The following is a 16,834-nucleotide window of genomic DNA, read 5'->3' as shown; positions in this document are numbered from 1 at the left end:
AACACCCGAATCATGAGATTCGGGTGTTTTCTTATGCCGTTCTGGATACGGCTTTCCGCAATTTCCGCAAGATCGATTCGTAGAGTGAGATGATACGTTCAAAAAGCGGCTGCACATACGCTGAGAATCTAAATATAACGAGTGATACAAATAAAGCGACCAAAATGCTGCCTAAAACGTCAACAGGGTAGTGGTGTCCGACCCAAATACGGGAAAAGCCCGTCAACAACCCGAAAGCAATCAGGCAGGTTCCAATTTTCCGATGATAAAGCCAAAAAGCGATCGAAATGGCTAACGCCCCGGTTGTATGATCGCTGGGAAACGAGGCGTCGGCCGCATGATGAATTAATACGTCCACATGGTGAGCGACAAACGGTCTCGGCTCATAGTAAACCAATGACAGCAAATAATTTGCCGCCAATCCGAGAATACCCGTCACACCTGCCTGAAGAACGCTTATTTTATAAGAACGGTTTCCGAAGATCCAGATCAAAAGCAAAATGAGCGCATACATGTAAATTGCTTTTTCTGTAATCAAAATCATAGCGCTGTCCAGGATGTGGTTGTGGTTTGATAATTGATGAATACGTGTAAAAAGCCAATAGTTCAAAAAATCACCTTTTTAATAGAGTAGTAGTTTTTGGTCAGACAGTTAGGAGACGTATTTGATTTTGCAAAAGTTTCATTAAATGACAGATCGGACTGTATCAGCCGGCATGAAAAAAGCCGGGTAATCCCGGCCCGGCGAGGTTGAACGGCTTATTCAGCCATTGATATATCCCGCTTTTCCTTTGCGAGTGCGGGTTTTTGGCTCCATGTATACAGAAACAGATTGATGAGCACAAAAACGCCTGAGAATAAATAGATGTTTGAAAAACCGGCTTGTGCCACAACCAACCCGAAAACATAGGATCCGACTGCGATCCCGGTATCAAACAGCGTAAAATAAGTCGCCGTTGCATAGCCGCTCCGGTGAGGCGGCGAAGCTTGAATCGCCAAGGTCTGAAGGCACGGCGTGATAGATCCGTAGCCCATGCCGATGACAGCTCCGGATAGCAAGAGCATCCCGCTGCTGTTTGTGAAAGCAAGCAGGAAAAGCCCGGCGCAAAAAATGATAATGGACGGATAAATGACGACTCCGGGGCCGACTTTATCATACAGTTTTCCCGTAAACGGCCGCGTGATCATCATTGTCACTGCGAACACCATAAAGAAATAGCTGCTTGCTTCAATAAGGCCGAGAGATTTTGCATAAACAGAGATGAAGGAAATGACGCTTGAATAACAAAACGACACGAACAATCCGACCGTGGCAATCCGAATCGCGCCCTTTTCAAACATGTTGGAAAAAGACAACCTGAACACAGCCGAACGGATGTCGCTTCCTTTAGGAATCCTGACCAGTGCCGTGCAAAGGATGGCCACAGTGACGATTCCTGAAAATAAAATAAACAGATCGGAAAAACTCATTTTATCCAGCAGGTTCAACGCGATAAACGGACCGATGACCACCGCCAAATTCATCGACATGGCAAAGTAGCCCAAACCTTCCCCGCGGCGGGCCGGCGGAATTAAATCGGCTGCAATTGCACTCGTCACTGTCGTGATGATGCTGAACCAAATGCCTTGGAAAAAGCGAATACCAAGCAGCAGGTAGATATCGTGAATATAGATATAAAGAAATGATGCTAAAGTAAACAGCACGACACTGATGAGCGCCATTCTTTTTTTGCCAAAACGTTCAATAACGGCTCCCGAAAACGGCCTCGCAAAAATCGCGGACAGCATAAAGCCGCTGATCAAAAGGCCGCCCTCTGACTCGGAACCGCCGAGCTCCTGCATTGCATAGACCGGAAGCACGGTCAACAGTGCGTAAAAATAGACGAATATAAATAAATTAATCAAAACGACCATGATAAAATCCCTGGTCCAAATGGGTTCAGTTTGCTTCATAGGCTACAACTCCTCCTGATGTCCTTCTAATAATTGATTTAACAGCCTTTGAAATGTTTTTTTATCCCGTTCTTCAAATACGGAAAGCATTTCCTCTTCAAATTCTTGCATTTTTAATTGAATGTCATCATATTTAATTTTGGCTTCTTCTGTCATTTTGACGACTTTTTCCCGTTTGTCATCGCCCTGTATCCGTTCTACCCAGCCGTTTTTTTCGAGGCGGCTGACGGTTCTCGTCACAGTCGGCGCCTCAACGTGCAAGTAAGTCCAAATGTCTTTTTGCGTCATCGGTCCGCAGGTGTGAAGACAGTATAGGATCGACCACTGTGAACCGTAAAGGCCGTATGCTTCGAGCTGTTCATTCGTTTTTTTAGCAACCATCCGCGTGCTTTGATTGAGCTGGTGAATAATCTTTCGATTGATATGTTCCATTCCCGGACTCCTTCAAAATAGTTACCTAGGTAAATAATAAACTTTATTCATTTTACCGGAAGCCAAGATTAGTGTAAAGTTAAAATTTTTGAAACCCGAAATAAAATTATCAGAGAAACCCCTTGTCCTCCTTGAGTTTTTAGCATAATCCCATTTGAATGCTAATACACTGATACAAACCTAACAAAGAGAGTGTTTGAGGTGAGGGATCGTGGGAGTATTTCAAAATTCTACTTGGAAAAGCATAAAACGAAGAAGCTGCGCAAATAGCGAATTTTTTCACAAGACGGATCTCATTTCACACTTCTCACATCCATTTTAGGGAGGTCGAGTGGTGTGCACGATTACATCAAAGAGCGAACAATCAAGATAGGGAAGTACATCGTGGAGACGAAAAAAACAGTTCGTGTGATAGCGAAGGAGTTTGGTGTTTCCAAAAGTACCGTTCACAAGGATTTGACAGAAAGGCTGCCTGAAATTAATCCTGACCTGGCCAATGAAGTAAAAGAAATTCTTGATTATCATAAATCAATCAGACATTTGCGGGGCGGAGAAGCGACAAAACTAAAATATAAGAAAGAGGAAATCTTTGAAAGAGAACCCGTGCAATAAGGAATAATGGCTCAGAAACGAGCACCGTTTATCAGAATTTCCCGGTATCCTCCGTAAAAAGCCACAAAAATTTTATGAAGAACTTTAATAAGCTCTCTTTTTTTTCTAATATTTATGATAAAATATATAATTAGGGCAGAATGTGGACATTGCTGTGAAACAGATTTCGAGGAGGATATAGATAGATGTTTGCAAGGGATATTGGTATTGACCTTGGTACAGCGAATGTGCTGATCCATGTCAAAGGAAAAGGTATTGTCTTAAATGAACCATCAGTCGTTGCTCTTGACAAAAACAATGGGAAAGTGCTCGCTGTCGGTGAAGAAGCAAGGAGAATGGTAGGACGTACACCTGGGAATATTGTTGCGATACGTCCATTAAAAGACGGCGTCATTGCCGATTTTGAAGTAACGGAAGCCATGCTGAAGCATTTCATTAACAAGCTGAATGTGAAAGGTCTTTTTTCAAAGCCGCGCATGCTGATTTGCTGCCCTACAAATATTACTTCTGTGGAGCAGAAGGCTATCAGAGAAGCTGCCGAGAAAAGCGGCGGAAAGCATGTATATTTGGAGGAAGAACCTAAGGTGGCCGCAATCGGAGCGGGAATGGATATTTTCCAGCCAAGCGGAAACATGGTAGTTGATATCGGCGGTGGAACGACAGATATCGCAGTCATCTCAATGGGCGATATTGTCACCGCCTCTTCTATTAAAATGGCTGGGGACAAGTTTGATCTTGAAATCTTGAACTACATCAAACGCGAGTACAAGCTGCTCATAGGCGAACGGACAGCCGAAGACATTAAGATTAAAGTCGCAACTGTTTTCCCAGACGCACGTCACGAGGAAATTTCCATCCGCGGCCGCGATATGGTCACAGGATTGCCGAGAACCATTACGGTAACGAGCAAAGAGGTGGAAGAAGCGCTGCGCGAATCTGTATCTGTCATTGTACAGGCTGCCAAGCAGGTGCTCGAAAGAACGCCGCCTGAGCTGTCAGCCGATATTATCGACAGAGGCGTTATCATTACAGGAGGCGGCGCGTTGTTAAACGGTCTTGACCAGCTTCTTGCCGAAGAACTGAAAGTGCCAGTTCTCGTTGCCGAAAATCCGATGGATTGTGTGGCAGTTGGTACGGGTGTCATGCTTGATAACATGGACAAGCTACCTAAGCGCAAACTGAGCTGATCAGAAACCTCATTCTTTATTTAGAATGAGGTTTTTTATGTGAAATGCTTTAAAGGAAGCGAATGGCTGCCGATAAAAAGAGTAGTATGTTTGAATACCATTATAGAACAAATGTTCTGTGTTAGCAAATATAAATTGCAAGCCTTTCGCAAAAGAGGTTTTTCGATGAGAAACTCTGGAGCATGACACTTATTTGAGGTGAAATGATGTTAAAAGGACTTTATACAGCGACTTCTGCAATGATCACCCAGCAGCGCCGCACAGAGATGCTGACGAATAATATCTCGAACGCAAATACGCCGGGATATAAAGAAGACCAAGGGTCAATCCGTTCTTTCCCGGAAATGCTTTTGAGCCGGATTGAATCCGATTCTGTCAAGGCCGGCAGCGCTTCGCGTTCGTTTTCAACACAGACGCCGATCGGTTCTATCAATACAGGAGTTTACATGCAGGAACTGAAGCCTCAATTCTCGCAAGGCGATCTGCAAAGCACGAATGAGCCGACGGATATTGCAATCAGCGAAACCGAAGTTCCGGTCAATGGGGAAACAAACGATAAAGCAGCGCTTTTCTACGCGGTCCGGCTTGAAAATGGGGATGTACGCTATTCAAGAAGCAGCCGTTTTTCTTTAAATGAAAATAATCAATTGACAATAAACGGCCGACTCGTCCTTTCAACGGAAAACCAGCCGATTACGGTGGGAAGCGAGAATTTTCAAGTCGCTGAGGACGGAACGGTGACTGAAAACGGCCAAAACCTTGGAAGGATCGATGTCAGAATCGCGCTCGATACGAGAAATTTAGCAAGAGAAGGCGATGATCTGTATCGTACTGAAAACGGTGAGGCGCTGCCAAGCGCAGTCGGCAATCCCGCAGTCGCTTATTCTGTCAAGCAGGGGATGACGGAACGGTCGAATGTCGACGTGACGAGAGCTTATACGGAAATGACCGCTGCCTACCGCTCGTTTGAAGCCAACCAAAAAGTTCTTCAAGCTTATGATAAAAGCATGGAAAAGGCGGCCAATGAGATTGGAAGGATCGGATAAATGACCGATCGCGATCAGCGTAAATGGAGGATGTGGAAAAACGATGCTTAGATCCATGATCACGGCTTCAAACACAATGTTTGAACTGCAAAAACAAATTGATAATATCAGCCATAATCTTGCAAATACCGATACAACGGGATATAAGGCGAAAAACACGAGCTTTTCGGAGCTGATCAGGCAGCAGATTGAACAGGTAAACGAGAAAAATAATGAAGTAGCGGCAAGCAGAAAGACGCCGCCCGGACTTCGGCTCGGCGTCGGAGCCGTGATGACCGACCGGCTGACACATAAACAGGGAAGCCTTAAAGAAACTGGCCGCGATCTTGATATCGCACTGACTTCTCCTTATCAGTACTTCCAGGTCAATGTCGACGGGGAAGTGCAATATACAAGAGACGGAGCATTTTACCTGACGCCTGCGGCTGGCAACGCCAACCAGATGCAGCTGGTGACGAAAGAAGGGCATGCTGTTCTTGACGAAAACGGAAATCCCATCCGTTTCAATCAGCGTTATAAACACATCAAAGTTGACGATTCGGGAAGTGTCACCGTTTCGTCAGACAATCAAGGTGAAACGCCATTGCGTTTTAACTTGGGAATCGTTCGGGCTGTCAAACCTCAGGCTCTTACGGAAGAAGGAAGCAATCTTTTTTCTGTCAGCGATGAATTGAGAGCAACGGCTCTCATCAATCTGAACGGAGCCGGGCGGCAGGACATTTCTCTAAAACAGGGATTCCTCGAATCATCAAATGTCGATGTATCGAAGGAAATGACCGACCTGATCTCTTCGCAGCGGTCTTATCAAATGAATTCCCGCGCCATCACGATGGGCGATCAAATGATGGGGCTGATCAATTCAGTTCGCTAGCAAAGCAAATAGGAGCCGGCCAAACGACGATTGGTTCAGGCTCTTTTTATTTTCATTTTCAGCGTTGTCTTTCATCTTTTGTTGAAAAAGATTCCGTTTCATAATATACTTCCAGATGTACAGAATAAGGCACTGACATATCATTCTATACATATTTTTCGAAAAAGGAGATGTCAAGGCAATGCTTGATGCTCAGCAAATTAAAGAAATCATTCCCCACCGCTATCCCTTTCTGCTGGTAGACCGTGTGACAGAAGTAGAGGAAGGAAAACGGGCAGCGGGTTATAAAAATGTGACAGTAAATGAAGAATTCTTTAACGGACACTTTCCGGATTATCCGGTGATGCCTGGCGTTTTGATTGTTGAAGCGCTTGCGCAAGTGGGTGCCGTGGCGCTTTTGATGAAGGAAGAAAACCGCGGAAGGCTCGCGTTTTTTGCGGGAATCGACAGCTGCCGCTTCAAAAAGCAGGTCAAACCGGGCGATCAGCTCCATCTTGAGCTTGAAGTGCTTCGTTTCCGCGGTTCCATCGGCAAAGGAAAAGGAGTCGCGAAAGTGGATGGAGAAGTGGTGTGTGAAGCCGAATTGATGTTTTCTCTTGGCGAAAAACAGGAATAACGCAAACAGAATGGGTTTCCGTAAAAGCCCATTTTGTTTTTTTATCATAAAAGAGAAAAGGTGATCATTCATGTGGAAAGAATTTAAAAGCTTTGCGATTCGTGGAAATGTAATCGATCTTGCAATCGGGGTTATCATAGGAGGCGCCTTTGGAAAAATCGTGACTTCGCTTGTCAATGATTTAATGATGCCGCTCCTCGGTCTTCTGCTAGGAGGCCTGGATTTTTCAGCGCTGTCGTTCACATTTGTTGATGCCGACATTAAATACGGGCTGTTCATTCAGTCGATCGTCAATTTCTTTATTATTTCGTTTTCAATTTTTCTATTTATCCGTTATATCTCTAAGCTGAAGAAGAAGGATGCCGAAGAAGAAAAAGCTGCTCCTGATCCGCAGGAAGAATTGCTTAAGGAAATACGGGATTTGTTAAAAGAGCAGACGAAACGCTCTTAGAGCTATAGCGAAAAGGCTGTCCGGCGAAGACAGCCTTTTCTATATATTTTGTTTAAATGCTTCAAGAAGCCGGTCTCCGGAATATCCTTCTTTCATTAAATCTTCCAAGATCTTGTCGGAGCCTTTCCTCAGCTTTGAGCTGACCATTTTGCCGTCCAATAAGACGGAAACATGCTCGCCTAGTACCGTGATCTTTTTGACCTTCGCTAACAGCTGTGCGGGGCGGTTGCTTTTTTTCGTGATCGTTACATATGTTTTCACTTCTTTGCCTTCCTGAAGGAGGTATTCGAAAAAATACCGGTACTCTTTCGAAACCAGCCCCTCAACCATCCAGTGGTTTTCTCCGTCTTCTTTATTAATGATAAGGCCGTCGATCAGCGGGAACTCCTCGAGCCGCTTTGAAGTTTCATCCTGGCGGACAATTTTTAAATCAATAAGCCTAAAGGTTTTCACTAGTATCACCTCACAAGCTTCCATAGTTGTATAACCATTATAGCACATTCGCTTGGAAGAACTCTTGACCCTGGTTTGTTTATGCAATAGGAGCATATTCGTATTTTAAATTTTGCAAAAAGTATTTTATAATGCTTTATTTTTATTTATACTTTAGGTGATATTGAGCAGGAGGTGACTTATGAACCATTTTTTCTTAAAAGAAGTATTTGTGATCGCAAGCAATCCAGCTGCTGACTGCCGTCAATATATGCCTATGATTTGCTTTTCAGCCGGAAACAAAAAGCACGAGATCAGCACGTATGCCAATGAAGGCATCGTGTTTCGCTATGAAACAAAAGACAGAATGGAAATATACGAATTTCAAGTAACGATTAAACAGAAAGAGTTGTCATTCCGTTTGTATGCTTGGGACGGGGGCTCATATGTCCGCGTATACTCAGAGCGGTGGCTGGCATCTCCTGTTTTTTTTCAGTTTCTGAAAAATACGTATTTCTCAAATAACAATGAGATGATTTTTTTAATTAATGGCAGAAAGAAACAAAAATTATGACGCGAACCCGGGTTTTTTCCAGGTTATTTTTCTTTTATGATGATTTTCCTTAAATACCGATCTCTTATAAACTGGGGATACCCGAACAGGAAGGGAGGCACGAAATGTTTAATGAGATCATGCTGGTCGGGCGTTTGACAAAAGATCCCGAACTTCGGTACACATCTGACGGTGTCCCTGTTGCAAATGTGACGCTGGCTGTCAGCAGGCCTTTCAAAAATGCAGCAGGCGAAATTGAAGCGGACTTTGTCAATTGCACCCTGTGGCGCAAAACTGCCGTGAATACAGCCGAATATTGCGAAAAAGGCTCCATCATCGGGCTGAGCGGAAGAATCCAGACTCGCCAATACGTCAATTCAGAAGGCGAACGCGTCTTTATTACAGAAGTTGTCGCCCGATCAGTCAGATTTTTGGGAGAAAGCCGAAAAGCCCATGAGCCGGCGGAAGCTTAAACCGTAAAATTCCTTCTGCAAACGCCTTTCTTAAAAAAAATCAATTACTATCCCCAATTTTATCCCCCTTATGACCGGTTTTTAATGACCGGTTTTTTTATTTTAGACAAAAAATAGACAAATTTAAATTGACGCCCAAAAATTCCGTATGTATAATGTAAGCGGATACAACGACAAATGACAAATGCTTGCACAAATGTGCAAAAGAAGGGTGATCTTATGGAAATAAAGGATGATAAACGCCTTCTGATCAAAGTCTGCAAAATGTACTACGAAGAGGATATGACACAGAGCCAGATTGCAAACGCAACAGGGATATACAGAACAACTGTCGGACGTATGCTGAAAAAAGCGCGCGAGGAAGGAATCGTTAAAATCACGATCGATGACCATGTCGGGACACACTACGATTTGGAACGGGAGCTCGAACAGCTGCTTGGGCTTAAAGAAGTGTACATATGCGACGCAAAACCGGAACAAACATCTGAAGACAAGAAGAAACTCGTCGGCAAAGCCGGTGCCGAAATCTTAAAACGCGTCGTGAAAGACGGAGATACGGTAGGCTTTGCATGGGGGACGACGATGGCGGGAATGATCGGGGAGTTTCACGGCGTAAAAAAACGGAGCGCTTCATTTGTGCCGCTTGTCGGCGGTCCGGGCGCCATGGATACGAAATATCACGTGAACAGCATCGTATACAGCATTGCCGGTGACTTTGGAGGAACGCCTTACTTTATAGACGCGGCAGCCGTTGTCGAAAAAAAAGAAACGAAAGAGGAAATCGTCAAGTCCCACTATTTTAAAAAAATAGAAAGTCTGTGGAACGGCCTTACCGTGGCAGCCGTCGGGATCGGAGCGCCGCTTAGTTCTTCAAATATGATCTGGACCGGATTTTACGGCGATCAGGATATCGAGCGCCTTGAAGAAAAGCAGGCGGTCGGAGATATATGCTCGCGTTTCTTTGATCGGTCGGGAGCGTTGGTAGAAACAGAGATTCATGACAGAACCATCGCGATAGACATCAAGAGGTTAAAGAATTTGGAGTATTCCATCGGTCTTGCTGAATCCCATGAAAAAGTCCCTTCTATTATCGGGGCTGCAAAAGGCCGTTATATTAATATTTTGGTGACAACTGCCGAAACAGCCAGAGAAATTGCCGAGGAGGTAAGAAACCAATTATGATCATTTACTTTATCATCGCCCTTGGAGCTGTATGGCTTCTCCAAAGTATTTTTGGTTTTTTGCAAATCAGGCATTTCAACCGAACATTCGCCGCATACAGATGTATGGGAAGAGTCGCGGTCGGAAGGAAGACCGGCTTATTCAGAGCCGGAACGGTCGTCCTGTTTGTCATTGACAAGCGCAATAAAATTTTAAAGGCGTCAAAAATGCAAGGTGTCACTGTCTTTTCAAGAATCAAGCCTTTAAAAGGGTTTGAAGGAAAGTATTTGTTGAAGATCGGACAAGCGGAGCTTGTCCGGCACGACCGCCTCACACGGCTCGCAATTGAAGATGCCTTGAAAACATTCGACATCATCACGAAAGGGGGTGATGTCCCGCAGAAGAAAACGCGGCTTCAAAAACTGATGAGCTTTCAAATCAAAAAAAGAGGTGAATTATGAAAAACGTAACATGGCTTGCGGAGAAGTTTATGGACTTATTCAGACATGGCGGAGAAGTGTTTGTCAGTATGCTTACAGACATCGTTCCTTTATTGATTATGCTTCTTGTCGCCATGAATGCCCTGATACGCCTGATAGGAGAAAAGCGCGTCGAAGCGCTCGCGAGGAAGTCGGGAAAAAATCCATTAACGAGATACATGGTTTTGCCTGTCATTGGTACGTTCATGCTTGCAAATCCAATGACGCTGTCGCTTGGCAGGTTCTTGCCTGAAAAATACAAACCGAGCTATTATGCGGCTGCATCCTATTCTTGTCACACGCATAACGGACTTTTCCCGCACGTGAATCCGGGCGAGCTGTTTGTTTTCCTCGGGATTTCCGCAGGAATTACGACGCTGGGGCATGAAACGACCGAGCTCGCTCTCCGCTATCTTCTGGTCGGGATTGTAACAAACTTTCTCAGGGGCTGGGTAACGGATATGACAACGGCTTATGTCGCGAAACAGCAGGGCATTGCCTTGAAAGATTCGATTGATCTTAAATAAGAAAGGCGGTTTACAGATGAGTTCCTATCGTTCGGTTGAAGTTTCAAAAGGGCCGGGAGGGTTTGGCGGGCCTCTGGTGATCACGCCTGATGAAGAGAGAAATAAAATCGTGTACGTCACCGGCGGAAACAAACCCGATTTTGCGGATCATTTAGCTGAGCTGACGGGGTGCACCCTGGTCGACGGCTTTAAAACGACAGTACCCGAAAACGAAATGGCCGCTGTGATCATCGACTGCGGAGGGACGCTGCGCTGCGGACTTTACCCGCAAAAGCGAATTCCGACGATCAATGTGATGGCGACCGGAAAAAGCGGGCCGCTTGCCGCCCATATTACAGAAGATATATATGTTTCCGGAGTAAAAAAAGAGAATATTAAACTGCTGGGAGCTGTGGAGGAGCCTGAACAGTCTAATATTCCAGAAGAAAAACAAATGCAAAATAAACAAAACCATTATAGCACAGAGAAAAAAATTAGTGAACAGCAGTCGCCGAAAGGGATGATGGCGACAATCGGGATGGCCATGGGATCGGTCGTCAGCACGTTTTATCAAGCTGGACGGGAAGCGATTGAAACCGTTATCAAAACAATTCTTCCGTTCATGGCTTTTGTGGCTCTATTGATCGGCATCATTAAAGAGTCAGGCATCGGAGACATTTTTGCCAAATATTTATCACCATTTGCAGGGTCACTGCCCGGATTGCTATTAATCTCGCTTGTTTGTTCATTTCCGCTGCTTTCCCCGTTTCTTGGACCCGGGGCGGTGATTGCACAAGTTGTCGGTTCGCTGATCGGCGTTGAGATCGGCAAAGGAAACATTCCGCCGAATTTGGCGCTGCCGGCGTTATTTGCGATCAATTCGCAAGCAGCTGCCGACTTTGTTCCGGTCGGCCTGGGTCTTGCGGAAGCGGAAGTCGAAACGGTTGAAGTCGGGGTGCCGTCGGTGCTGTATTCGCGTTTTTTGACTGGGGCGCCAACCGTTTTCATTGCTTGGCTGGCCAGCTTTGGCATGTATGACAGCTGAGGTTTTCTTAAGGAGGGAGAATTATGGTCATGCTGTATGAAACAAAAATAAACAGAATCGGAGATCAAGCAACGGCATTTTCAGATGAAAAGATGCTTATATTATTCGGCGAAGGCGCTCCGGATGAATTGAAAGATTATTGTTTATCAATTGATATAAAGCCTGTAGAAGGCGACTTCAATGAAGGCGATAAGCTCATACTGGGCGGCGAGTCCTACAAAATCACAGCCGTTGGGGGAGCCGTTCGCCAGAACCTGGCGAATCTCGGGCATATTACGCTGAAATTTGACGGATCGGCTTCAGCCGAGCTGCCGGGAACGCTGTACCTTGAACGAAAGGAACAACTGCCGGAGGTTTCAGCAGGAGACTGTATTCAAGTTAAAAGATTCTCATAAGGAGCGGGTGCAATATGGAGATGAATAAAGGAAAAGTGGCATTGATATGCGGCGGCGGCCAAAGTCTCGGAGAAGCGCTGTCCTACCGCATGGCAGAGGCGGGATATAACATCGCGGTCGCAGACATCAACGGCGAGAACGCCGAAAGGACGGCTGAACATGCAGCCGGTCAATACGGGGTCAAATCGCTGTGGATTCAAGCAGATTTTACAAAAGAAGCCGATGTGGAAAAAATGATCGGCAGGATCACGGAGGAATTCAATAAAATCGATGTGATGGTGTACAGTGCGGGAATCGCCAAAAGCAATAAGATCACAGATTTTGAGCTTGAAGACTGGGAACGGACCATCGAAGTCAATTTAACCGGGTATTTTCTTTGCGCGAGGGAAACGTCGAAGGTCATGATTGAGCAGGGAAGCGGGTCAATCATTCAAATTAACTCCAAATCGGGAAAGGTCGGCAGCAAACATAATACAGCTTATTCAGCTTCCAAATTTGGAGGTGTCGGTCTCACTCAAAGCCTCGCGCTCGATCTTGCCGAACACAACATTCGCGTGAACAGCATTATGCCGGGAAATTTGTTGAAATCGCCGATGTTCCAAAGCTTGATTCCGCAATACGCGAAAAAGCTCGGCATTCCAGAGAGCCAAGTAGAGCGCGTGTACACCGAAAAAGTGCCGCTCGGACGGGGCTGTACGTATGATGACATCGCCAATGCCATCTTATTTTACGCTTCTGATCAAGCATCCTATATGACGGGTCAGTCGATTAATGTAACCGGAGGGCAGGTCATGCATTAAAACACGAGGGGGAAGCGATGATGAACATGCTGATTGATTCAGCGCATATACCGGAGATTGAAAGATTGCTGGATTCATTTCCCGCTGGCGGCGTCACGACAAACCCGGCGCTGATCGCAAGGGAAAAGCAGCCCTTTAAACAGCAGATTCAAGATATTCGGCGGCTCCTTCCCGAGCATCTGCCTCTCCATGCCCAAGTGATCGCCGACCATTGGCGGGATATAGCCGATCAGGCGAAGGCGCTCTATAACTGGCTGGATGGAAACGTGTCGGTAAAGATTCCGGTGACGGCTCAAGGACTTTACGCGATCAGAGAGCTCGCGGCTGAAAACATCCAGACCACCGGGACAACGGTTTATACCGCTGCACAGGCTGTTCTGGCCGCAAAAGCCGGCGCCTCCTATGTCGCGCCGTATGTCAATCGTATTGATCAAGAGTATGGTCATGGGGCGGGCGTTGTCAAAACAATTGTCGACTTATTTAACACATACCGTTTAAATTGCAAAGTGCTTGCGGCAAGCTTTAAACATAACCGTCAAATTCTTGCCGTCATGGAAGCGGGGAGCCACGAGGCGACAATCAGCCCTGAGCTTTTAAGCCATTTGGCTGATCATCCGGCTGTAGACCGTGATATCCATGCGTTTCGTGAAATTTGGCACTCTCAATATGGATCATTTTCATTTTAGCATGCGAGCCTGAGGATCGGGAAACCGGACTCAGGCTTTATTTTTACTTATAATTACTTATGTGTTCTTGATTTATTCTGTGTAATAACTTATAATCACTTATAAATAATGAATTTTACTTGTGTAAAGAAGGAATGATCGAGTGTATCAAGAGGAAAGGTTAATTTCCATCATCGACTATTTAAAAGAGCGTAAACGGATTTCCGTTGAACAAATTTGTTCTTTATTCGGAGTTTCAAGAGATACGGCAAGGCGGGATCTGGTCAAACTGCAGGAGCAAGGCGCTATTATCAGAACAAGGGGAGGGGCGATTCTGCCTACCGTTCATGATGAGGTCAAAGACTATTCGGGCAGGCTGGGCATGGTTTCCGAAGAGAAAAGCATGATCGGAAAAGCAGCCGCTTCTTTAATCAGAGAAGGCGACCGTATGATTTTGGATGCTTCCACGACAGTCCAATCGTGCGCCGAGCATTTGCCGGATGTCAATTGCACGATCATCACCAATTCGATTAACCTTGCGGAGGTTCTTTCCTCAAGAAAAGGTGCTGATATCCACCTGCTTGGAGGGAAGCTTCAAAAAGAGCACCGCTTTTTGTACGGCGCCTCCGTCATTGAAAAGCTGTCATGCTATCATGTTGATAAAGCGCTGATCGGCGTGGTGGGGGTTTCCGAACACGGGCTTACAATTGCCCATGAGGAGGATGGAATGGTGAAGCGGAAAATTATTTCCCAAGCGAAACAAGTCATAGCGCTTGCCGACCATTCGAAAATCGGGAGAACGGATTTTTACCGGTATGCTGAACTCAGTGACATCGACCTTCTCATTACAGACCGGCTGCCGCCGAAACCGTTTCAGAAACTGCTTGATGAACATGATGTGGAGCTGCTCGTGGCTGAACATCACGATATTTAAGGGGGAAAACAGCAGATGAAAATGATTGCGGTCGATTTAGACGGGACGTTGTTAAACAGTGAAAGCAAGATCTCACAAGAAAACATCGATGCGATTAAAAAAGCGCGGGAACACGGGATTGAAGTAGTAGTTGCCACAGGGAGAGCATCCTTCGATGTTCAAACGATTTTTGAGCCGACAGGTATTAAAACATGGATTATTAGTGCCAACGGAGCGGTGATTCATGATCCTGAAGGCCGCCTTTACCACTCGGTGCCGCTTGACAGGAAACGGGCGGAAGGAATTCTTCAATGGCTTGAAGAAAAGAATTACTATTATGAGGTATTCAGCGATGAAGCGATCTTCACGCCGCAAAACGGCCGCGAGCTGCTTGACATTGAGCTGGACCGCTTGAAAAGCGCAAATCCCGGGGCCGATCTTTCAAGACTGGAACTCGCTGCTGAACAGCAGCTCAGTCAAAACGGATACGCGTACATCAGCTCCTATACCGACCTGTTTTTAGCGGGAAAAGATGTCAATGTATATAACATATTAGCTTTTTCTTTTCATAAAGAAAAACTGGAAACGGGATGGCAGCGATTTAACGATGCGCAAGATATTACGCTTGTCACTTCAGCCGAGCATAACTTTGAAATTGAGCATCTTCAGGCGTCAAAAGGGCTGGCGTTGGAAAAGCTTTCACGCAAGCTCGGCATTTCCCTTCAGGAAACAGCTGCCGTCGGAGACAGTCTCAATGATTTTTCGATGCTGAAGATCGCGGGGAAAAGCTTTGCCATGGGCAATGCGCGCGAAGACATTAAAGAGATGGCTGATGAGGTGACGCTCACTAATGATGAAAATGGCGTCGCTCACATCCTGAATCAGCTGATTGAACAACAAGTCAAACCGGTTTAATTCGTACATCCTTTCAAATCGGCGTGATGCCGGTACATGGCAGCGTAACGATTGAAGGAGTGCGGTTAAGCAGCGGATGTTATTGATCCGCGGGCCGCCGACAATGTCGGCGGCCTTTATTTATTTTAACGCTGACTCGTGAACTATGAAGTATTATTTTCGTTACTTTTTATTCATTGTTTGATGTGGTGATGTTTGTTACTATTTAACTATTATTTCAAATTCCAAGAATGGAAGGTGACTTTATCATTAGTTTAAATCCTCGAATTTAGAAAAAGATACTAGAACTCATTGAAAAAGAGTAAATAACAGGTGATCGATTTGGATAATCAAATGAGCATAATGTATGAGAAAGCAGAGCGGCTTTCAAAGTGGGGGAAAACAAAGGAAGCCTTGAAGGAAGCAGAGCAGTTTTTATCCAGTTACCCCGACTCACAAGAAGGCTATCAATTGCTTTCAAATATATATTTTAATGCGAAAGAATATGAAAAAGCGGTACAGTTTGCAAAAGAGGCTTTAAATTTAGATCCGATGAACTTTGAAATTTTGGTTATCTTGGCTCTCGCATACTATGAATTGGGAATGTACGAAGAGCATGAGGAAATAAATGAATTATTGATTTCACAGTACCCTGATAATCACTACACTTATGCAATGCACGCTCAATTTCTTTTTCATGATAAAAATGAGTATGAAAAAGCGCGTTTTTATATAGAAAAGGCAGTGGAATTAGAACCTGACGATCCATTTTCTCTTGTCGTATACAGTGAAATTTTGGCGGTGTTTTTTGAGGATCGATTATCAAGAGCGTGTTCAGACAGAGCGCTTGCCCAAAATGCTGATAATGCCATGTTCACGGGAATGGCCGCTTCTGCGGCGTATCGAAGAGGAGATTATGCACAAGCCTTGACTTTAAACAAAACAGCTCTACAAATCAATCCGAACAATCCAGGAATTGTACCCAATTTAGCGTTATACAACATGTGTAATTTTTGGTTTATGAAATACCCGTTGAAAGTCAGGCGCTTCCATGAGAAGCTGCGTGTTAAAAAACCGGTGTTGTTTTGGCCGCTTCTAGTCATCGTGACATTGGTCTTCAAGTGGCTTACGATTCCATACCTGTTTGTCGTCTACAGTACACCTTATATGATGAACGGGCTGGCGGGAGCCTTCATGCAGCGAAAATTGCCCGAACAAATGCGAGGTAGTTCGGTCCTCACATTTTTGAAGTACACACCGATTTGGATCCTTTTTGTATTGCTGATTATTGTGATAGGGATCATATCATTCTTATACAGATTGATATTTTAAATGAATGAAAGAGTGGAA

The 16,834-nt window shown here is 45.0% G+C and carries 22 protein-coding genes; 18 read left to right on the top strand and 4 right to left on the bottom strand.

Features of this window, described 5'->3' with window-relative positions:
* Positions 1-31 precede the first annotated feature (31 nt).
* The 3 genes from MKZ04_RS14640 to MKZ04_RS14630 form a co-directional block, all read right to left on the bottom strand.
* Positions 32-610: an undecaprenyl-diphosphatase gene (locus MKZ04_RS14640; RefSeq protein WP_023857126.1), complete on the bottom strand. Its 579-nt coding sequence runs from the start codon at positions 608-610 to the stop codon at positions 32-34.
* A 149-nt stretch (positions 611-759) separates the two neighbouring features.
* A complete protein-coding gene (locus MKZ04_RS14635; protein ID WP_035337863.1) occupies positions 760-1,953 on the bottom strand; it encodes an MFS transporter in 1,194 nt (397 codons plus the stop codon).
* Positions 1,954-1,956: 3 nt separating this feature from the next.
* On the bottom strand, positions 1,957-2,385 hold the full coding sequence (locus MKZ04_RS14630; protein ID WP_023857128.1) for a MarR family winged helix-turn-helix transcriptional regulator: 429 nt from the start codon (positions 2,383-2,385) through the stop codon (positions 1,957-1,959).
* A gap of 336 nt (positions 2,386-2,721) precedes the next feature.
* Between MKZ04_RS14630 and spoIIID the strand changes: the two genes are divergently transcribed.
* The 6 genes from spoIIID (at position 2,722) to mscL (ending at position 7,168) form a co-directional block, all read left to right on the top strand.
* Positions 2,722-2,997, top strand: coding sequence for a sporulation transcriptional regulator SpoIIID (spoIIID, locus tag MKZ04_RS14625; RefSeq protein WP_003185911.1), 276 nt, complete (start codon positions 2,722-2,724; stop codon positions 2,995-2,997).
* A 185-nt stretch (positions 2,998-3,182) separates the two neighbouring features.
* On the top strand, positions 3,183-4,184 hold the full coding sequence (mbl, locus tag MKZ04_RS14620; RefSeq protein ID WP_003185909.1) for a cell shape-determining protein Mbl: 1,002 nt from the start codon (positions 3,183-3,185) through the stop codon (positions 4,182-4,184).
* A gap of 206 nt (positions 4,185-4,390) precedes the next feature.
* Complete coding sequence (locus MKZ04_RS14615) at positions 4,391-5,230, top strand: flagellar hook-basal body protein (protein WP_023857129.1); 840 nt, start codon at positions 4,391-4,393, stop codon at positions 5,228-5,230.
* Between the two features lie 43 nt (positions 5,231-5,273).
* Positions 5,274-6,101: a flagellar hook-basal body protein gene (locus MKZ04_RS14610; RefSeq protein ID WP_341046222.1), complete on the top strand. Its 828-nt coding sequence runs from the start codon at positions 5,274-5,276 to the stop codon at positions 6,099-6,101.
* 181 nt (positions 6,102-6,282) lie between these two features.
* On the top strand, positions 6,283-6,717 hold the full coding sequence (gene fabZ, locus MKZ04_RS14605) for a 3-hydroxyacyl-ACP dehydratase FabZ (protein ID WP_003185902.1): 435 nt from the start codon (positions 6,283-6,285) through the stop codon (positions 6,715-6,717).
* A 70-nt stretch (positions 6,718-6,787) separates the two neighbouring features.
* Positions 6,788-7,168 carry a large conductance mechanosensitive channel protein MscL gene (gene mscL / locus MKZ04_RS14600; RefSeq protein ID WP_023857132.1) on the top strand — a complete coding sequence of 127 codons (381 nt, stop codon included), beginning with the start codon at positions 6,788-6,790 and terminating at the stop codon, positions 7,166-7,168.
* 39 nt (positions 7,169-7,207) lie between these two features.
* Here mscL and MKZ04_RS14595 read toward each other — a convergent pair whose 3' ends face one another.
* Positions 7,208-7,621: a YwpF-like family protein gene (locus MKZ04_RS14595; protein WP_020453206.1), complete on the bottom strand. Its 414-nt coding sequence runs from the start codon at positions 7,619-7,621 to the stop codon at positions 7,208-7,210.
* 181 nt (positions 7,622-7,802) lie between these two features.
* On the opposite strand from MKZ04_RS14595, the gene MKZ04_RS14590 reads away from it, so the two are divergent.
* From MKZ04_RS14590 to MKZ04_RS14535, 12 genes are all read left to right on the top strand, one after another.
* Positions 7,803-8,174 carry a hypothetical protein gene (locus tag MKZ04_RS14590; protein WP_023857133.1) on the top strand — a complete coding sequence of 124 codons (372 nt, stop codon included), beginning with the start codon at positions 7,803-7,805 and terminating at the stop codon, positions 8,172-8,174.
* Between the two features lie 104 nt (positions 8,175-8,278).
* Complete coding sequence (gene ssb / locus MKZ04_RS14585) at positions 8,279-8,626, top strand: single-stranded DNA-binding protein (protein WP_048350529.1); 348 nt, start codon at positions 8,279-8,281, stop codon at positions 8,624-8,626.
* A gap of 219 nt (positions 8,627-8,845) precedes the next feature.
* Positions 8,846-9,808, top strand: coding sequence for a sugar-binding transcriptional regulator (locus MKZ04_RS14580; RefSeq protein ID WP_020453203.1), 963 nt, complete (start codon positions 8,846-8,848; stop codon positions 9,806-9,808).
* A complete protein-coding gene (locus MKZ04_RS14575; RefSeq protein WP_341046219.1) occupies positions 9,805-10,248 on the top strand; it encodes a transcriptional regulator GutM in 444 nt (147 codons plus the stop codon). Before MKZ04_RS14580 ends, MKZ04_RS14575 begins: the two co-directional genes overlap by 4 nt.
* Positions 10,245-10,793, top strand: coding sequence for a PTS glucitol/sorbitol transporter subunit IIC (gene srlA / locus MKZ04_RS14570; RefSeq protein WP_020453201.1), 549 nt, complete (start codon positions 10,245-10,247; stop codon positions 10,791-10,793). Before MKZ04_RS14575 ends, srlA begins: the two co-directional genes overlap by 4 nt.
* Positions 10,794-10,809: 16 nt before the next feature.
* Positions 10,810-11,817, top strand: a complete 1,008-nt coding sequence (gene srlE / locus MKZ04_RS14565) for a PTS glucitol/sorbitol transporter subunit IIB (RefSeq protein WP_020453200.1) — start codon at positions 10,810-10,812, stop codon at positions 11,815-11,817.
* A gap of 23 nt (positions 11,818-11,840) precedes the next feature.
* On the top strand, positions 11,841-12,212 hold the full coding sequence (locus tag MKZ04_RS14560) for a PTS glucitol/sorbitol transporter subunit IIA (protein ID WP_020453199.1): 372 nt from the start codon (positions 11,841-11,843) through the stop codon (positions 12,210-12,212).
* Between the two features lie 14 nt (positions 12,213-12,226).
* The gene (srlD, locus tag MKZ04_RS14555) at positions 12,227-13,012 is read left to right on the top strand and encodes a sorbitol-6-phosphate dehydrogenase (RefSeq protein ID WP_023857135.1); all 786 of its coding nucleotides are present in this window, start codon (positions 12,227-12,229) and stop codon (positions 13,010-13,012) included.
* 20 nt (positions 13,013-13,032) lie between these two features.
* On the top strand, positions 13,033-13,698 hold the full coding sequence (locus tag MKZ04_RS14550; RefSeq protein ID WP_023857136.1) for a transaldolase family protein: 666 nt from the start codon (positions 13,033-13,035) through the stop codon (positions 13,696-13,698).
* Between the two features lie 142 nt (positions 13,699-13,840).
* Positions 13,841-14,611, top strand: coding sequence for a DeoR/GlpR family DNA-binding transcription regulator (locus MKZ04_RS14545; RefSeq protein WP_023857137.1), 771 nt, complete (start codon positions 13,841-13,843; stop codon positions 14,609-14,611).
* Positions 14,612-14,626: 15 nt separating this feature from the next.
* Positions 14,627-15,505 carry a Cof-type HAD-IIB family hydrolase gene (locus MKZ04_RS14540; protein WP_023857138.1) on the top strand — a complete coding sequence of 293 codons (879 nt, stop codon included), beginning with the start codon at positions 14,627-14,629 and terminating at the stop codon, positions 15,503-15,505.
* Positions 15,506-15,838: 333 nt separating this feature from the next.
* A complete protein-coding gene (locus MKZ04_RS14535; RefSeq protein ID WP_328056240.1) occupies positions 15,839-16,816 on the top strand; it encodes a tetratricopeptide repeat protein in 978 nt (325 codons plus the stop codon).
* Positions 16,817-16,834 lie beyond the last annotated feature (18 nt).

It is taken from the genome of Bacillus sp. FSL W7-1354 (assembly GCF_038002405.1).
In the GTDB taxonomy this organism is placed as follows: domain Bacteria; phylum Bacillota; class Bacilli; order Bacillales; family Bacillaceae; genus Bacillus; species Bacillus paralicheniformis.
This window is presented reverse-complemented; position numbering and strand designations above follow the sequence as displayed.